This window comes from Enterobacter sp. BNK-29, assembly GCF_048684785.1.
In the GTDB taxonomy this organism is placed as follows: Bacteria; Pseudomonadota; Gammaproteobacteria; order Enterobacterales; family Enterobacteriaceae; genus Enterobacter; species Enterobacter cloacae_M.
This window is the reverse complement of record NZ_JBLQTU010000001.1, coordinates 1,481,853-1,497,578: the sequence shown is the minus strand read 5'-3', so window position 1 is coordinate 1,497,578 and position 15,726 is coordinate 1,481,853. Positions and strand designations below refer to the sequence as shown.

Genomic DNA, 15,726 nt, shown 5'->3' with positions numbered 1-15,726 from the left:
ATCTTAATTATGCGTCTTCGCCAAAAGCGTTTTTAAGCCATTCGATCTCATTTCCGGTGAAGGCTATCACATCGAACCGGCAATCCACAGTATCAAAGCTCCCATTATGGCGGGCAAGCCACAAGTGGGCAGTCTGTAATAATTTATGTTGTTTGGCGAGCGTCACGCTGGCGGCAGCACCGCCAAAACGGGAGGACTGTCGAAAGCGGACTTCTACAAACACGATGACCTGACCGTCTTTCATGATCAGGTCGATTTCGCCGCCGCGCCCGCGGACGTTAGCGGCGATAAAGCGCAGTCCTTTGCCTTCAAGCCAGCGACGCGCCTTTAACTCCCACGCATCGCCGGTCTCTTTACGGCTTAACTGGCCGGGACGATTTGCCCCTGCTGGTATTTGAGCCATGATAACTTCCTGTTGATCACGCAGTCCTGAGTCGCGGTCAGATCGCCGGTGTTGCCGTTAAGCTCAAAGCCCGGCACCTGACGCATCTGGGTAAAGTGGTTCGCCAGCGCCCATGCATCGACACCCATCGCATACAGACGCGCCAGCGAATAATCGTTACGTACGGTACTCAGCGCCTGCTGCATCAGCGCCGGGTTGCTGCCTGCCAGCATCGGGATTTCGCTGTACTGCAGACCGTCCATTTCCAGACGGAAATCCGGGCCTGCGGTGCCCTGCGCGCTGCGCGAGCTGGCGTAGAGCGTTGCGCCGCTCTGGCTGCCGTTACGCATCGCGATCATCGGTTTGATAAAGGCGATCTCCTGCGGCGTGGCAACGATATAGGCCGCATCCACTTTGCCGCCACCGCTAATCTGCGCGTCGGTAGGTGGGGCAGGGATCGTCAGGCCGCCAATCGTCACGCCCTGCTGCTGCGGCAGGCTCGCGGTGACAGGACTGCCGTTAAGCGCGATACCCGCTCCACCGTTTACGCCCGCGCGCAGTTCAGAGACGGAACCGAATTTCTGCTGCAGCACCACGCCACCGCCGAGCTTCTGCCACTCATCGGCAAAGGCATTGGCCACGCGATCGCCCAGCGCGCTGCGTGGGATCAGCAGCAGCGGAGCCTGCTTACCCTGCTCGTGAATATGGCGCGCCGCATCGCGGGCTTCATCTTCAGGGGAAAGCGCGAAGTAGCAAATATTGGCTCGGTTCTGAACCTGCTCAGGCTGGTTGAGCGCCAGCACGTTCAGCGTGGTATTGCTCTTCATCAGCTCTTCCACGTTGTTTTTCAGCAGCGGACCGACAACGATGCTCGCCCCGTCCTGTTGAACCTGCGCCAGAACCTGGTCAAGCGGCTGCGAGCTGGTGTCGTAAATTTTCAACTCAGCGCCCGGGTTGGCGCTGGTGGTTGCCACGGCCTGCGGCTGCGCAGCAGGTTGGGCCGCGGGTTGTGCAGGCTGCGGTTGAGGCTGTTCTGCCGTTGCGTCAGGCGCTGGCGCCGCTTGCGTCTCGGCCGGAGCCTGAGTGGCAGGTGCTGTAGTAGCCGGGGCTGCCGCAGCCGGTGCAGCTGTAGCCGGAGGCGTCGTCGGGGCCGTCACCGGGTTTTGCATTGTACCCTGCGCCGGCGCTTGCGCCGTGGTCAGGTCGCTGGTCTCCGCTGCGGACGGGCTGACCACATCATTCACGTTAGCCGCCTGGGCCGCCTGCGCGGGAACCGCGCTGCCGGTTACCGAGGTGGTACCGTTTTTCGCGGCTTCAAAGCCCTGCTGAATGGTACGGCCAAACACCGCCGCCTGGCCGTTGAGCGGCAGAAGCAGCGCAATTTTGCTGGTGGACGCTGGCTTAAAGTTCTGCACGTTCACCAGCTGGGTTGGCAGCATTTTCGCACCCGGGTTTTGCGGGTAGCGCGTCTGCCAGTCCGTAATACCGGCTTTCAGCATCTTTGGATCGCTGCGGTTGTTAAACCACATCTGCTGCAGATCCAGCCAGCCCTGAAGGACGTTTTCATCGGCGTTGATGACCAGCGCCTGCGCCTGTTCCTGAGTCATCGAGGCAAGCGCTTGCCAGGTGGCATCAATATTTTTCTGCTTGTCGGCACCGCTGAGCAGCGGCTCTTGCGCGACGAGGGCGCGGAGCAGCGTCAGGGAAGGGCGCCCCTGCTCCGCGGTAATGCCCGCCTGCCAGAAGCGAGCCTGCTGATTTTTATCCAGCGCGCTCACGTCAATATCCCCGAGGATCTTCTTCGCGGCGGCGTAATCTTTCAGCGCGACCTTCAGCTCGGCAGAGAGCAGGCTCTGCTCACGACGCTGGGCGTCGTTAAGATCTTTTGGCAACTGGTTAAACAGTTCGGCTGCCTGCTGGGTTTTACCCTCTTTCAGCAGTGCACGAATGGCGAGTAATTGCCAGTTGGTCTTGGTATCATTTGAACTCTGCGACATTTGTTGCAGATAAAAGCCAGAATCAGCCTGAGCAGAACCCTGAAGATGGGCGGTGCTCTGGTCAGGTGCCTGGGTGCCACAGCCTGCAAAGATCAGGGCTGCCAGCAGAAGCGGCACGCTGCGCGTGGCTTTTTTTCGAAGAAACGTTAACGGTACCATACTGTATCCAGTGATTTTTTTTTACGCAATGCTCAATATTAAATCGGCAATACGGACGAAACAATGAAACAACACGAAACGGCAGATAATTCTCAAGGCCAGCTTTATATTGTACCTACTCCTATCGGGAATTTGTCTGATATTACCCAACGTGCGCTCACCGTACTGCAAGCTGTTGATTTAATTGCCGCTGAAGATACCCGCCACACCGGCCTGCTGCTGCAACATTTCGCGATTAACGCCCGTTTGTTTGCTCTGCACGATCACAATGAGCAACAAAAAGCCGAAACGCTGGTGGCGAAGCTGAAAGAGGGGCAGAACATTGCCCTGGTCTCCGATGCCGGTACGCCGCTGATCAACGATCCCGGCTATCACCTGGTGCGTACCTGTCGTGAAGCCGGTATTCGCGTTGTGCCGCTGCCGGGGCCGTGTGCTGCCATTGCTGCGCTGAGCGCCGCAGGTCTGCCGTCTGACCGTTTCTGCTATGAAGGCTTCCTGCCTGCTAAATCCAAAGGCCGCCGTGACGTGTTAAAAGATCTGGAAGCGGAACCGCGCACCCTGATTTTCTATGAATCCACGCACCGCCTGCTGGAGAGCCTGGAAGATATGGTGACCGTGTGGGGAGAAGCCCGCTACGTGGTGCTGGCGCGCGAGCTGACCAAAACCTGGGAAACCATTCACGGTGCCCCAGTGGGTGAACTGCTGGCGTGGGTGAAGGAGGACGAAAACCGCCGCAAGGGTGAAATGGTGCTGATTGTCGAAGGGCATAAGGCGCAGGAAGACGCGCTACCAGCCGACGCGCTGCGCACGCTGGCTCTGCTGCAGGCGGAACTGCCGCTGAAGAAGGCCGCTGCGCTGGCGGCGGAAATTCACGGCGTGAAGAAAAATGCGCTGTATAAGCATGCGCTGGAGCAGCAGGGGGAGTAAGCCCCTGCCGCCTGTTTTGCCGGGTGGCGGCTGCGCCTAACCCGGCCTGCAGATCGTTATGCGTCTTTTAGCTAACTGGCACCGCCTCAAACACCAGCGTTTCCAGCGGCTGCAGCGTAATCACCACCGCGTTTTTATACTCCTCCGGTACGGTTGAATTACTGCCGTACACCGCTTTCAGACGAAACTGCGCCGCGTTCCCTGTCGGGATTTCAAAATCTTTCGTCAAATCCAGGTAGTAGCTTTGCGGCTTATCCGACGGGTTACGCAAGCCGAGAATCGCTTTGTCCTTGCTCCAGGATGCCCAGCCGTAAACCTGCAGCGCGGTTGGATCGCCACCAATCCAGTGTGTATCCACCAGCACGCCGGCGTTTTCCCGCGACCACTTCGCGGCCCGCGCCAGGGTGTCCCACTTCGCCTTATTCAGCATTGGAGGGGTGATATACAGCTCCTGCAGCTGGGTTCCGGTGGCGAAGTAGCTCCAGACCTGATCGGCAAAGTCGCTGTCCGTTTGCACCTTCTCCAGCCCGTAATAGGCGTTTTCCGCGCTGACGATCCCGTGGTACATCAGCGAGTTCAGCGGGAACAGCGGCCCTTTGCGAACAATGGAGCGGTACGTTTCCGCATCGCGGTAGGTCATCCACTGCTGAACCGGCGTGCCGGGGCCGTACAGGTTGATGTCATCGCCCTGGCGCCAGATGGAATCAGCGTAGAACAGCCAGGACGGGCTGGCGTTGGTTCCGGTCGTCAGGTTAATAAACAGATTCGGGTTGGCGCTTCGCATGTTGTGCAGCAGAGCGATAGAGGCGTCAAAATCCGAGGCGAACGGGCTGCCCTTAATATGCGAATTGGCATTACCCATCCCGTCCAGCTTGAACGAGGTAATGTGTTCGTTTTTAATAAGCTTAACGATCTGCTCATTGAAGTTTTTAAAATAGTTTGGGCCTGACAGCGCCAGCTTCCCGTCTACCGTTTCGAAACCGTACTCTTTTGCATGCGAGACGCGAGTGTCGCGCGGTTTGTTATATCCACCCCACGGCGAGAGCCACAGTCCAACCGAGCTTTGCATGCTGTCGGCTTTTTCCCGAACTTTGCCAAAACCGTTGCCGAATGCCGGGCCAAACAGCCAGCGTCCGGTCAGGTCATCCCAGCCATCGTCAAGCAGGAACGCATCCAGCGCCACGCCGCGCCCGGTGATAAATTCCTTATTCCATTCATCCATCCGCCCCAGCACGTCCTGCTCGGAGTACGGGGTAAAGAAGCCGATATCCATCCAGCTGTTGTAGTGTAAATAGGGCTTATACGGACGCGGGCGGACGTCATCAATAAACTGGTTTACGCTGCGGCGCAGCTGGCTGGTCTCCGGGAAGGTGCCGAACCAGGTGGTAAAGCTGACCGGCGACTCTGGCTGAATCGGCGTTTTCAGCTCTACGTTGAGATTGGTGGTCGCTTCATAGGCGTAAGTGTTAACGATGGGCTTGTCCGGCAGAATAAAGAACGAGTCTGCGACGATCGGCGAGCTGTTAATCGCCCCGTCTACGTAAGGTGCCTGAGCCTGCTTTTTGGTCGGGAAGAAGGTAATTTTCGCCACGTCTCGCGGCTGACCAACGGCGGCAACGGTGTAGTCGATGCTGGCGTATTTCCCCTTCACCAGGTTCAGCTTTACCGTTACGTTAAAGTCCGGATGGGTGAAATCGATGACCAAGCCGCTGTCCTGTTTTTCGACATGCTTGATTTTAAAATCAGCGGTGTGGATTTTCGTCTCGTCCGGCAGCGTCAGAAAGAACAGCTCCTGCGGCGTGAGCGGATGGTTAGCCCTGGTGTCCTTAACCACTACCGTTGAGTTTGCATCATCAAATGACAGAGCAATATTGTCGTTACCGAGCGCGTAGTTCGCGGCCACCGCGCTATGGGAAACGCACATGGCCAGCACTGAGAGTGCGAGGATTTTTTTCATCAGCGTAAGCTCCTTTTTAATCAGGCTTCTGCCGGAAGCAGCAATCGGTTTGCCGATCCGCAAACGGCGATCTTGCTTCTGACCACCTCTTTCATGGCGTCCATGCCGACGCGCATATAGAAGCGCGGATCGTTGCCCTGCGGGTTTTCGGCAAACCAGGCCTTAACCGCGTCAGAGAAAGCAATTTTCAGCTCGGTCGCCACGTTGACTTTGCACACGCCCAGCTCGATGGTGCGGCGCACAAACTCATCCGGCACATCGCTCGCACCGTGCAGCACCAGCGGCACGGTGACCACTTCGCGGATTTCCGCCAGCCGCTGGAAGTCGATTTTCGGGCGTTTGGTATACAGGCCGTGGGCGGTGCCGATGGCGACGGCGAGGCTGTCTACGCCGGTCAGTTCGACGAAGCGTTTCGCCTCCTGCGGATCGGTGAGGAATGCGCTTTCCGCGTCCACGCTCATGTCATCTTCCATGCCGCCCAGACGGCCCAGCTCGGCCTCGACGCTGCAGTCGTTGAGGTGGCAGAAATCGACCACCGACTTCACCAGCTTCACGTTTTGTTCAAACGGGTAGTGGCTGCCGTCGATCATCGCGCTGCGCACGCCCGCGTTGACCTTGCGGCGAATATCGTCCAGCGATTCGTGGTGATCGAGGTGCAGCGCCAGCGGCATGTCGTAGGTGTGGGAGTACGCGCTGCACAGGGCGTAGATCTCTTCCAGCGCAATGTGCTTAAAGGTGCCCGGCGTGCCCGCGAGGATCACCGGCGATCGCATTTCGCTGCACGCTTCGAGGATCGCCTGGATCGTCTCTGCGTTGTGGATGTTGAACGCCGGAACGGCGTAGCCTTTTGCCTGTGCGTCCTGCAGAAGATATTTCGTCGAGATAATACTCATAATCAGATCCTCTTAAGCCTGCCACGGATGAATAACGACGCCCTGCACCACGCGGTTGACCGTCCCGCTGGCGGATGGCGTATCGGGCGTAATGCCTGTGCTAAGCGACTGGGTGAGCGCAAAGACCTGGGCATACATAAGGAAGCAGAACGCCTGTTCCATATCGATAAACGGACGTGAAGGCGGCAGCAGAATGTGCGGACCCGCTTCAATGACCGGATCGTTTTCAGCGGCGATGGCGACGACGCGCAGGGCCTGGCGATCGCGGTGCAGTTCGGCCAGCAGATCCAGATCGTACTGACGCGTATATGGATGGCTGGAGATGAACACCACCACCAGCGTTTCGCTATCGACCAGCGACTTCGGCCCGTGACGGAAGCCCGTAGGGGAGTCGTAAAATGCCGCCAGCTTGCCCGCCGTCAGCTCCAGCACCTTCAGCGCCGATTCGCGCGCCGCGCCCTGCAGGCCGCCGCTTCCCAGATACACGATCCGTTTCCACGGTTCACTGCCAAAGACGCCGTGGCTGAAATCCCCGAGCGAGGCGAGGATCGCCTGACAGCGATCGGCGACGTCGCGGAAGGTGTGGCTATTGATCGTTTCCGGGGCGAACACGGCCAGACAGCTCGCCATCATGGTGGTAATGCTGCTGGTCATCGCGAACCCGCGATCGTGCGTTTCGGCAGGCATCAGCAGGGCAAAGGCGTTATCGCTGCCGACGGCGTTCTGGTACAGGCTCCCCGCCTCGTTGCAGGTAATGGACAGGTGGTAGCACTCCGGCACGAACTGGTTTGCCAGCTCAACGGCCGCGACGCTTTCCGGGCTGTTGCCGGAGCGGGCAAACGAAACCAGCAGCAGCGGGTGCCCAGGGCTGAAGTAGTCCATCGGGTTCGTGACCAGATCGGTTGTCGGGACGGCGGTGAAGTTTTTCCCGGTGTGGCTTGAAAGCCATGGCGCAATGATATCGCCGATAAAGGCGGACGTGCCCGCGCCGGTCAGGACGATCCGCAGATCGCGCTTGCGCAGCAGCGGCGTCAGGAAACTGTCGATCGAAGCACGCAGGTTATCGATGTTGTTGAGCGAGCGGATCCAGCTGACAGGCTGCTGGCGGATCTCTTCCTCGGTCCAGGTGCCGGTTGTGGTGGCGGTAGTGGTTTGTTGCATAACTCAGTCCTTAGTCGTGTGAATTCCACATCAGACGCTGGCAATCGTGTCGCTATCTTTCGTTTCGTTTCACTTATTCACTTAAGCAGTTAAATAAAATCTATAGAAAAGAAATCGAAACTTCAATGAAAGAAAAGAAATAAAACGAAAAGTGTGATCGTGAAAGGAAAGGGAAAATTTAAGGAAAGGAAAAGAAAGGCCTTACGGTTTCAGGCCGTAAAGCCAAAAGGAGACACAATGAAAGGGCTAAAGGGGGAGAGCCTGGCCCTGAATCCAGATCCGCTGGAGGTGTAAACCCCCGTCCAGCGCAATAATATTGGCGCGTTTGCCCGGGGCTAAGGATCCAAGCTGACCGTCAACGCCCAGCAGCCGGGCAGGGTGCAGCGAGGCCATATGGATTGCCTCTTCGGCTGTTACGCCCGCATACTCCACCATATTTCTGACCGCGGCATCCAGCGACAGCGTGCTGCCCGCCAGCCCGCCGGAGCCGGTTCGAACCACGCCGTTTTGCATCGTGACCTCTTCACCGCACAGGGTATACCGACCGTCCGGCATACCTGCCGCCTGCATGGCATCGGTAATCAGCACCACGCGATCCTGAGCGCAGCAGCAGCATACACGCATCGCTCCCGGATGGACGTGGTGGCCGTCGGCAATCAGCTCCAGCCACGCCCGTTTGTCCGTCAGCCCTGCGCCGACCATGCCGGGCTCTCTGTGGTGCAGCCCCGTCATACCGTTGTAGCAGTGCACCAGCCCGTCGGCACCCGCATCAAACGCGGCGAGAGTTTGCCGGTACGTAGCAGCGCTGTGGCCCAGCATGACGCGGATACCGCGCTGTTTAAGATGATGAATCGCCTGCAGCGCGCCGGGTTTTTCCGGCGCGAGCGCCACCACCCGTAGCGTGCCCTGTGAAACGTCAATCAGCCTGTCCAGCTCGGCGATATCCAGCTCCCGGAACAGCTCGGGCGGATGCGCCCCTTTGTTCTGGGGCGTAAAGTACGGTCCTTCCAGATAACTGCCCAGGATCTGCGCGCCGGGTCCGCCGGACTGACTGCGCCGGGCGATACGCATCAGCGCGCTGTGGATGGCTTCCATCGGCGCGGTCACGGTGGTGGGCAGAAATGCGCCCACGCCTTCACGCGCTTTATGCATCGCCAGGGTGTCCAGCACGTCGGGCGCATCATCCATGACGTCCACGCCCGCGCCGCCGTGGACGTGCGTATCGATATACGCCGGGCAAAGCAGCTCCGCATCGCGCGCCGTAACGCCCGCCGGGATGGGTTCAATCACCGCAACCGCGCCGCTTTCTATGCGTAGCTGGTGGTCGTCCAGCCAGCCCTGTTCGGTAAGGATCCGTGGCCCGCGCAGCAGCTGGCTCATATCCCTTCCTCAGCCGGAGCTTCTTCGCGACAGCGCCCCAGCTCGTCGACCAGGCTCGTCAGGCCGCGATGCCCGCACTCCAGCGCCTGCAGACGAAACGCCTCGCTGCTTAATCCGTCGCGCTCCAGCACCATCTCCAGCAGCAGCTGCAGGTTGGTGCCGGTAATCACTTCGCTACCCGGCCTTTGCATCGCGAGCGTTGACGCCACGCGGAACGGCGTGCCGCCGAGCAGGTCGGTGAGAAACACAATATCGTGCTGCGCATCGAGTTCGCTTACCGCCTGCTCAAGCTGAGCGGTAAGCCGCGCGGTGGTGGAGGTTTCCGGAAAATCGATGGCGATAAACTGCGGCTGCTCGCCGAGGATCTGCTTCATCGCCTGCTCAAGCCCGCTGGCAAAACCGCCGTGACCCGTCAAAATAATGCCTAACATCGCAACCTCTTTGCTTTTACAGGAAGTGACAGAATTTACCGACAACGCCCAGCAGCACGGTGATACCGATCAGCCGCAGCGGGCTCCAGCCGCGGCGTACCAGCCAGAACATGGTCAGGGTGTAGACCAGCGGCAGGAACGCGGGCATCAGCTTGTCGATGACGTCGGCCTGCAGTTTGACAACCGCATCACCCGCCTTGATTTCGAGCGTGGTATTGAGGCGGACGTAGGTTGCCACCAGCGCGCCAATCACCGTCATTCCGACGATAGACGCCGCGTGGCCGACCTTTTTGGTGTTGGCCTTAATCAGCGGAATGGCCGCGACGCCCATCCGGTAAGCGTAGTGCGCCAGGCCAAAGCGCAGGCCAAGGTGCACCACGTTAAACAGCACGATAAAGACCACCGCGCCCAGAATCGAACCCTGCAGCGCCAGGCTGGCGCCAATACCGCCGCAGATGGGCAGCAGGGTCAGCCAGAACATGGCGTCGCCAATACCGCCAAGCGGCGCGCCGACGGCAATTTTGGTGCTCTGGATGCTGTTCACATCCTGCTTGGATCGCTCCATCGCCAGAATGATGCCGATAACAAAGGTCACCAGGAACGGGTGGGTGTTAAAGAAGCCTATATGGCCTTTCATCGCCCGCGCCAGGTCCCGCTTGTTGGTGTGGATCTTTTTCAACGCGGGCAGCAGCCCGTACAGCCAGCCGGAGGCCTGCATACGTTCGTAGTTAAACGAGGCCTGCAGCAGCATGGAACGCCAGGCCACGCGGTTGATATCCTTTTTCGTCAGTTCGGCACCGATGTTCTGGTCTTCGTAGACGTTTTCATTCACGCCGGTCAGCAGCGTCTCTTCGCTTTCAGACACGCCCGGCAGGGTAGTTTGGTTAGATGCCATCTTCGAATTCCTCTTTCTGGGCTGCGGGAGCCTTCGGTTCAGGTGATTTACGCATCAGGTCGATCAGCGCCATCGCCAGCGCGGCAGCCGCAATCGCCAGCACCGGAAGCTTGAGCCAGGCGGCGGCGACAAAACCGATAATGAAGTAAGGGATGTAGACGTTTTTCATCATGATCTTCAGCAGCACGGCGAAGCCGATGGCTGGCATGATGCCGCCCGCGACGCCGAGGCCGTCAATCAGACGCGCTGGCAGAACGTCAATGGCGGTTTTCGCATGTTCCGCACCGAAGTAGATTGGCAGGAACGCGCACAGAAAATAGAAGATGCCGAGCGCCAGCAGCGCAAGATAGTTAACCCGTTCAATACCGTTTGTATCTGCATTGGCCGCCATGCGATCGCAGCGCGACATGACGCCGGACATCACCGAGAAGAGGAACGTAATCCCCATCTGAACCGCCACGGCAAACGGCACGGCGACGCCAACCGCGACTTCTGGCTTCACGCCGGTGCTGATGGCAAACGCGGTCCCCACGATGGTGCCGATAATGACGTTAGGCGGCTGGGCACCGGCGAGCGGGGCCAGCCCCATCCAGACCAGCTCTAACGTACCGCCGGTCAAGATGCCGGTGTGCAGATCGCCCAGAATCAGGCCGACCAGCGGCCCGAGCACCACCGGGCGGTGCATGTGCGTTAACCCGTTAAACATATCCAGACCGGCGATAAAGGCGAGTATGCCCAACCCCAGCGCCTGCAACAGACTGATTTCCATTGTGAATCCCTCAGAGCAGTTTAAAGAGATCCAAAGCAGTTTCTGTTGGAACGCCCTGAACGAAGCATTCCACACCGGCCGCTTTCAGGCCGTTGAACGCGTCAATATCGTTCGCGTCGACAGAGACCGTTTTGGCAATTTGTTGTTTGCCACTGGCGTAGTGCATATTTCCGACGTTGATACGGGTGATGGGCACGCCGCCCTCGACCAGCCTCAGAAAATCGGCGGGTGATTTGCAGACCAGCAGGATTTTCTGGCGGTCAGCGGCGCGGTGAATGTTGTCGATCACCTTTTGCAGCGACCAGAAGCGCACGGCGATCCCTTCCGCGAGCACCATTTCCATCAGGTTCTGCTGAACCGGATCCTCAGCGACCTCATCGTTAGCGACCAGCACCAGGTTTGCCCCCGCAAACCCCACCCACTGCACGCCCACTTGACCGTGAATCAGGCGTTCGTCGATGCGGCATAAAACAATGTTTGGCATAGCGTTTTCCTCTTTTTTAATTATGCGTTTTGAGTCGTTACGCCTTCGCAGGCGGCGTGGTACTGCTGGAGTATGTCCTGAATGTGGTCGATGATGAGTTCCCGTGGCGTTGACTTGAGAGCGCCCTCGCGAACTTTGCTGTACTGCAGCGGCAGGTACTGGCTGATCAGCGGCAGGGGAACAGGCTCGTCTGCCAGGTTACGCACCAGTCGTGCAAAGGCGTCGTCAATTTGGCTGTCAGGCCAGTAGTAGCGCACGCGGTCAGAGTAGCTGTAGCCGCGCGCCAGGCGACGCGCGTTGCCGTCACCGTGGTAATGGCTTTGCCAGTATTCCGGGCGGTCGAGCATGACGTTTTCCAGCACGTGACGCAGGCCGGAGCTGGCTTTTGCCGGCAGCAGCTCCTCTTCAATGGCGGCCAGCGAGAACAGCGCCTCGCGCAGGGCGAAGGTCAGGGCGGGGCCAACTTTCAGAATGGCAAAGTGATCGTTAACCAGCTGGCGCAGCGCCTGCGGCGTCTGGTAGTCGGTGGAGTGCGCTTCAAACACCAGCGTATCGTAGGCTTCAACCATTTTGCTCAGGGCCACGGCTTTCTGCGGCTGATAGTCGCAGACGTGCGCGTGGTCGAACTCCACGCCAGGCTGGACTACCAGGCCAATAATGCGCGGCCAGATGTCGCTTAAGCCTTCCTTTTCGAACGCGTGACGATGCGCTTCAAGCGTGGCGCGGGCCGCGTCCGGCGTGGTGACGGCAAGTTCGGTGAGCGTCTCGTGCGCGCCACCGGGAACCGGCACTTCCGTGCCGATAACGTAGACCAGATTGGATTCACCAAACTGCTCGCGACAGGTCGCTTCGGCGATCTTCGCCAGGCGTGCGGCGCGTCCGGCGACGATCGCGTCGGTCAGGGGAACCGGGTCGTCCTCGCAGGACATGCTGCAGTCCAGGTGGATCTTTTTGAATCCGGCGGAAACATAGCTTTTGATCAGATCGTCGGCATTTGCCATCGCCTGTTCCGCAGGGAGATTTTGCCAGCGGTTAGGGCCCAGATGATCGCCGCCGAGGATCAGCTGTGACGTCGGAAAACCGAGCGACTCGGCCAGCCGGCAGACAAACGCGTGAAAATCCGCAGGCGTCATGCCGGTATAGCCGCCAAATTGATCCACCTGGTTGGAGGTCGCCTCGATCAGCAGCGGCGACTGATGCGAATGCGCGTAACGAATGGCAGCTTCAAGTACCAGCGGATGTGCGGAGCAGACGGCATAGATCCCGTTCGAATTCCCTCGTTTATGTTGTTCCACCATTTCTGTCAGATGTTTCACTTTCCTCTCCATTTCGGATGGTAATGACACTTGTCTTTCGTTTTGTTTCATTTAATCCTGCATCATGGTGATATAAAAATAAAACGAAAGATAATAGTTTTCCGATCTGTTTCACAAAAGAAACATAATGAAAGGTTTCAGCGCAGTGTTGGCTTGCGTCTGTACGTAAGGCGGGACTTGCATTCCCGAAAAAGAAAGGCCTTAATAGGCAAAACGAAATGAAACGAAAGACTATTTATTAAGGATCTCGTATGAGCAGCACCGATTCATCCGCGGAAAAGCGCATCACCGGCACCAGTGAAAGGCGAGAGCAGATAATTCAGCGGTTGCGGGCGCAGGGAAGCGTGCAGGTTAACGATCTGTCTCATCTGTTCGGCGTATCGACGGTGACGATCCGCAACGATCTGGCGTTCCTGGAGAAGCAGGGCATCGCCGTTCGCGCTTACGGTGGGGCATTGATTTGCGAAGGCAACATGCCGGGCGCTGAGCCTTCCGTGGAGGATAAAAGCTCGCTGAATACGGCGGTGAAGCGCAGTATCGCGCAGGCCGCCGCCGCGCTGGTCAAACCCGGGCACCGTATTATTCTGGACTCCGGCACCACGACGTATGAAATCGCCCGCATGCTGCGCCAGCACACGGACGTGATTGCGATGACCAACGGGATGAACGTGGCGAATGCGTTGCTGGAAGCGGAAGGGGTGGAATTGCTGATGACCGGCGGGCATCTTCGCCGTCAGTCGCAATCTTTCTACGGTGACCAGGCAGAACAGTCGCTACAGAATTACCATTTTGACCTGCTGTTCCTCGGCGTTGACGCCATCGATCTCGACCGTGGCGTTAGTACGCATAACGAAGACGAAGCCCGCCTGAACCGCAAAATGTGCGAGGTTGCGGAGCGTATTATCGTTGTCACGGACTCCAGTAAATTTAACCGCTCAAGCCTGCATAAAATCATTGATACACAAAGGATTGATATGATTATTGTCGATGAAGGCATTCCGGCGGAGAGTCTGGACGGGCTGCGAAAAAGCGGGATTGAGGTGGTGCTGGTTTAAGGGGGCTTTCCCCTCACCCTAACCCTCTCCCCATAGGGGAGAGGGGACCGTTCGGTGCGGTTGGGAATGTGAATCACGTCACTGGTGCCGGGTTGAACACCGCCAGCTGATTATGTAATCCCCATTGATCCGAGAAGGTTTTCTTCCGCCCGCTGGCGACATCCAGAATGAAGTGGAACAGCTTCCAGCCCACGTCCTCAATGCTCTCTTCCCCGGTGGCGATGGTGCCCGCGTTGATGTCCATTAAGTCATACCAGCGGTTTGCCAGCTCGGTGCGGGTCGCCATCTTGATCACCGGCACCGCCATCAGGCCGTACGGCGTGCCGCGCCCGGTGGTAAAGACCTGCACTGTAATGCCGGAAGCTACCTGCTGAGTACCGCAGACGAAATCGCTAGCCGGCGTTGCCGCGTAGATCAGACCGCGTTTCGTCGGGCGCTGGCCCGGAGAGAGCACTTCCACAATCGCGCTCTGGCCGGATTTGGCAATCGACCCGAGGGCTTTTTCCACTACGTTGGCCAGGCCGCCTTTTTTGTTCCCGGGTGAGGGATTGGCGCTGCGGTCGGTTTTGCCCATATCGAGATAGCTATCGTACCAGGCCATTTCCTCGAGCAGGCGCTTGCCGACCTCATCATTAACGGCGCGTGGCGTGAGCAGATGGATGGCGTCACGCACTTCGGTCACCTCGGAGAACATCACCGTGGCGCCGCAGCGAACAAGCAGATCGGACGCATAGCCCACCGCCGGGTTGGCCGTCACGCCGGAGAAGGCATCGCTGCCGCCGCACTGTGTTCCCACTACCAAATCAGACGCCGGGCAGGTTTCGCGCTGGCGCTTGTTGAGCTTGTCCAGATGGCGTTCAGCCACCTGCAGGATATCGTCGACCATTGAGCGGAAACCCACGTGGCGTTCGTCCTGCAGGCGCACGATGCTGGCCTCGTCTGCCGGAATGGCTTTGACATCTTCGGTGCCCTGCAGCAGGCGCTCTGGCTGCAATTTTTCACAGCCGAGACCAATTACCATCACCTCGCCGCCAAAGTTAGGGTTCAGGGCGATATTGTGGATGGTACGGATAGGCACCACGGCAGCGGGGGCGTTAATCGCCACGCCGCAGCCGTAGAGGTGGTTCAGGCCAACCACGCCGTTGACGTTCGGGTATTTCGGCAGCAGATCGCGTTCGATGATTTTCACCACGTAATCCACTACGCCCGCCACGCAGTGCACGCTGGTGGTAATGCCGAGCAGATTCTTGGTGCCGACGCTGCCGTCCGCGTTGCGGTAGCCTTCGAAGGTATAGCCCTCCAGCGGAGGAAGCGGTTCCGGCACGCGGGTCGCCAGAGGAAGCGTGTTTAGCGGCGGCGCTTCCGGCAGCGCCACCAGCGACTCCTCAACCCAGCTCCCCTGCGGTATAGAGCGAACGGCATAGCCGATGACTTCACCGTAACGTACGATTTCACTGTTAGCAGGGATATCCACCAGGGCAACTTTATGTCCCTGCGGAATATGCTCAACTAGTTCCAGCCCGTCCGGGAAGCGGGTGCCCGCTTTTAAGCCATTGTCGTTGACAATAATCGCCACATTATCGGTGTCGTGGACTTTTATATAAAACGCCGTCGGCGATGCCTGTCGAATTTCAATGTCGGCCATTGTTCAGTATTCTCCAGCAAAGTGTCTGATAATAAATTCAGCCAATTTTCTAATGGTAGAAATAAATACGCGGCTTTCAGAATTAAAGCATGTCAGCATAGGGAACATGAAAATGTGATCGCGATCGCTCCCGAACCGGTAATCCCTGATTCTGTGCATTAGCGCCCAGCGCCTTGTGCATATGCAAAAAAATTTATCGAAGTGTAACGCAATACTTGAGCATTAAAACAATGTGCGGTCGTGGATTGCGTCTTATACTGAATGACGATTTTATA

14 protein-coding genes are annotated in these 15,726 nt (G+C 58.2%); 2 read left to right on the top strand and 12 right to left on the bottom strand.

The window, feature by feature from the left end; all coding sequences use genetic code 11:
- Nucleotides 1–7: 7 nt before the first annotated feature.
- The gene (locus ACMGGX_RS07085) at nucleotides 8–403 is read right to left on the bottom strand and encodes a YraN family protein (protein WP_028014533.1); all 396 of its coding nucleotides are present in this window, start codon (nucleotides 401–403) and stop codon (nucleotides 8–10) included.
- Nucleotides 361–2,538 carry a penicillin-binding protein activator gene (locus ACMGGX_RS07080; protein WP_348561701.1) on the bottom strand — a complete coding sequence of 726 codons (2,178 nt, stop codon included), beginning with the start codon at nucleotides 2,536–2,538 and terminating at the stop codon, nucleotides 361–363. The genes ACMGGX_RS07085 and ACMGGX_RS07080 overlap by 43 nt, the downstream gene beginning before the upstream one ends.
- Before the next feature lie 63 nt (nucleotides 2,539–2,601).
- Here ACMGGX_RS07080 and rsmI point away from each other — a divergent pair, with 63 nt between their 5' ends.
- Nucleotides 2,602–3,465 (top strand): 16S rRNA (cytidine(1402)-2'-O)-methyltransferase, encoded by an 864-nt coding sequence (rsmI, locus tag ACMGGX_RS07075; RefSeq protein WP_023309315.1) that lies wholly within the window; start codon nucleotides 2,602–2,604, stop codon nucleotides 3,463–3,465.
- Between the two features lie 67 nt (nucleotides 3,466–3,532).
- Here the strand turns inward: rsmI and ACMGGX_RS07070 are convergent, their stop codons facing one another.
- The 9 genes from ACMGGX_RS07070 to kbaZ form a co-directional block, all read right to left on the bottom strand.
- Nucleotides 3,533–5,422: an enterotoxin gene (locus ACMGGX_RS07070; RefSeq protein WP_420298230.1), complete on the bottom strand. Its 1,890-nt coding sequence runs from the start codon at nucleotides 5,420–5,422 to the stop codon at nucleotides 3,533–3,535.
- 20 nt (nucleotides 5,423–5,442) lie between these two features.
- Nucleotides 5,443–6,315, bottom strand: coding sequence for a tagatose-bisphosphate aldolase subunit KbaY (gene kbaY / locus ACMGGX_RS07065; RefSeq protein ID WP_023309313.1), 873 nt, complete (start codon nucleotides 6,313–6,315; stop codon nucleotides 5,443–5,445).
- Nucleotides 6,316–6,327: 12 nt separating this feature from the next.
- Complete coding sequence (locus ACMGGX_RS07060) at nucleotides 6,328–7,476, bottom strand: SIS domain-containing protein (protein ID WP_420298229.1); 1,149 nt, start codon at nucleotides 7,474–7,476, stop codon at nucleotides 6,328–6,330.
- 246 nt (nucleotides 7,477–7,722) lie between these two features.
- The gene (nagA, locus tag ACMGGX_RS07055) at nucleotides 7,723–8,856 is read right to left on the bottom strand and encodes an N-acetylglucosamine-6-phosphate deacetylase (RefSeq protein ID WP_420298228.1); all 1,134 of its coding nucleotides are present in this window, start codon (nucleotides 8,854–8,856) and stop codon (nucleotides 7,723–7,725) included.
- On the bottom strand, nucleotides 8,853–9,287 hold the full coding sequence (gene agaF, locus ACMGGX_RS07050; RefSeq protein WP_023333563.1) for a PTS galactosamine/N-acetylgalactosamine transporter subunit IIA: 435 nt from the start codon (nucleotides 9,285–9,287) through the stop codon (nucleotides 8,853–8,855). Before agaF ends, nagA begins: the two co-directional genes overlap by 4 nt.
- A gap of 16 nt (nucleotides 9,288–9,303) precedes the next feature.
- Complete coding sequence (gene agaE, locus ACMGGX_RS07045) at nucleotides 9,304–10,182, bottom strand: PTS N-acetylgalactosamine transporter subunit IID (RefSeq protein WP_420298227.1); 879 nt, start codon at nucleotides 10,180–10,182, stop codon at nucleotides 9,304–9,306.
- Nucleotides 10,172–10,951 (bottom strand): PTS N-acetylgalactosamine transporter subunit IIC, encoded by a 780-nt coding sequence (gene agaW / locus ACMGGX_RS07040; protein WP_181593915.1) that lies wholly within the window; start codon nucleotides 10,949–10,951, stop codon nucleotides 10,172–10,174. The genes agaE and agaW overlap by 11 nt, the downstream gene beginning before the upstream one ends.
- A 10-nt stretch (nucleotides 10,952–10,961) precedes the next feature.
- A complete protein-coding gene (gene agaV / locus ACMGGX_RS07035; protein WP_126785740.1) occupies nucleotides 10,962–11,435 on the bottom strand; it encodes a PTS N-acetylgalactosamine transporter subunit IIB in 474 nt (157 codons plus the stop codon).
- 20 nt (nucleotides 11,436–11,455) lie between these two features.
- A complete protein-coding gene (gene kbaZ / locus ACMGGX_RS07030) occupies nucleotides 11,456–12,751 on the bottom strand; it encodes a tagatose-bisphosphate aldolase subunit KbaZ (protein WP_420298226.1) in 1,296 nt (431 codons plus the stop codon).
- Between the two features lie 251 nt (nucleotides 12,752–13,002).
- Here kbaZ and ACMGGX_RS07025 point away from each other — a divergent pair, with 251 nt between their 5' ends.
- The gene (locus tag ACMGGX_RS07025) at nucleotides 13,003–13,806 is read left to right on the top strand and encodes a DeoR family transcriptional regulator (protein ID WP_348561709.1); all 804 of its coding nucleotides are present in this window, start codon (nucleotides 13,003–13,005) and stop codon (nucleotides 13,804–13,806) included.
- Between the two features lie 73 nt (nucleotides 13,807–13,879).
- Here the strand turns inward: ACMGGX_RS07025 and garD are convergent, their stop codons facing one another.
- A complete protein-coding gene (gene garD / locus ACMGGX_RS07020; RefSeq protein ID WP_420298225.1) occupies nucleotides 13,880–15,451 on the bottom strand; it encodes a galactarate dehydratase in 1,572 nt (523 codons plus the stop codon).
- Nucleotides 15,452–15,726 lie beyond the last annotated feature (275 nt).

What these genes read in the sequence shown, in the direction of transcription:
- ACMGGX_RS07085 (WP_028014533.1), bottom strand. Translation starts at nt 403, where the DNA reads ATGGCTCAAATACCAGCAGGGGCAAATCGTCCCGGCCAGTTAAGCCGT.
- ACMGGX_RS07080 (WP_348561701.1), bottom strand. Translation starts at nt 2,538, where the DNA reads ATGGTACCGTTAACGTTTCTTCGAAAAAAAGCCACGCGCAGCGTGCCG.
- rsmI (WP_023309315.1), top strand. Translation starts at nt 2,602, where the DNA reads ATGAAACAACACGAAACGGCAGATAATTCTCAAGGCCAGCTTTATATT.
- ACMGGX_RS07070 (WP_420298230.1), bottom strand. Translation starts at nt 5,422, where the DNA reads ATGAAAAAAATCCTCGCACTCTCAGTGCTGGCCATGTGCGTTTCCCAT.
- kbaY (WP_023309313.1), bottom strand. Translation starts at nt 6,315, where the DNA reads ATGAGTATTATCTCGACGAAATATCTTCTGCAGGACGCACAGGCAAAA.
- ACMGGX_RS07060 (WP_420298229.1), bottom strand. Translation starts at nt 7,476, where the DNA reads ATGCAACAAACCACTACCGCCACCACAACCGGCACCTGGACCGAGGAA.
- nagA (WP_420298228.1), bottom strand. Translation starts at nt 8,856, where the DNA reads ATGAGCCAGCTGCTGCGCGGGCCACGGATCCTTACCGAACAGGGCTGG.
- agaF (WP_023333563.1), bottom strand. Translation starts at nt 9,287, where the DNA reads ATGTTAGGCATTATTTTGACGGGTCACGGCGGTTTTGCCAGCGGGCTT.
- agaE (WP_420298227.1), bottom strand. Translation starts at nt 10,182, where the DNA reads ATGGCATCTAACCAAACTACCCTGCCGGGCGTGTCTGAAAGCGAAGAG.
- agaW (WP_181593915.1), bottom strand. Translation starts at nt 10,951, where the DNA reads ATGGAAATCAGTCTGTTGCAGGCGCTGGGGTTGGGCATACTCGCCTTT.
- agaV (WP_126785740.1), bottom strand. Translation starts at nt 11,435, where the DNA reads ATGCCAAACATTGTTTTATGCCGCATCGACGAACGCCTGATTCACGGT.
- ACMGGX_RS07025 (WP_348561709.1), top strand. Translation starts at nt 13,003, where the DNA reads ATGAGCAGCACCGATTCATCCGCGGAAAAGCGCATCACCGGCACCAGT.
- garD (WP_420298225.1), bottom strand. Translation starts at nt 15,451, where the DNA reads ATGGCCGACATTGAAATTCGACAGGCATCGCCGACGGCGTTTTATATA.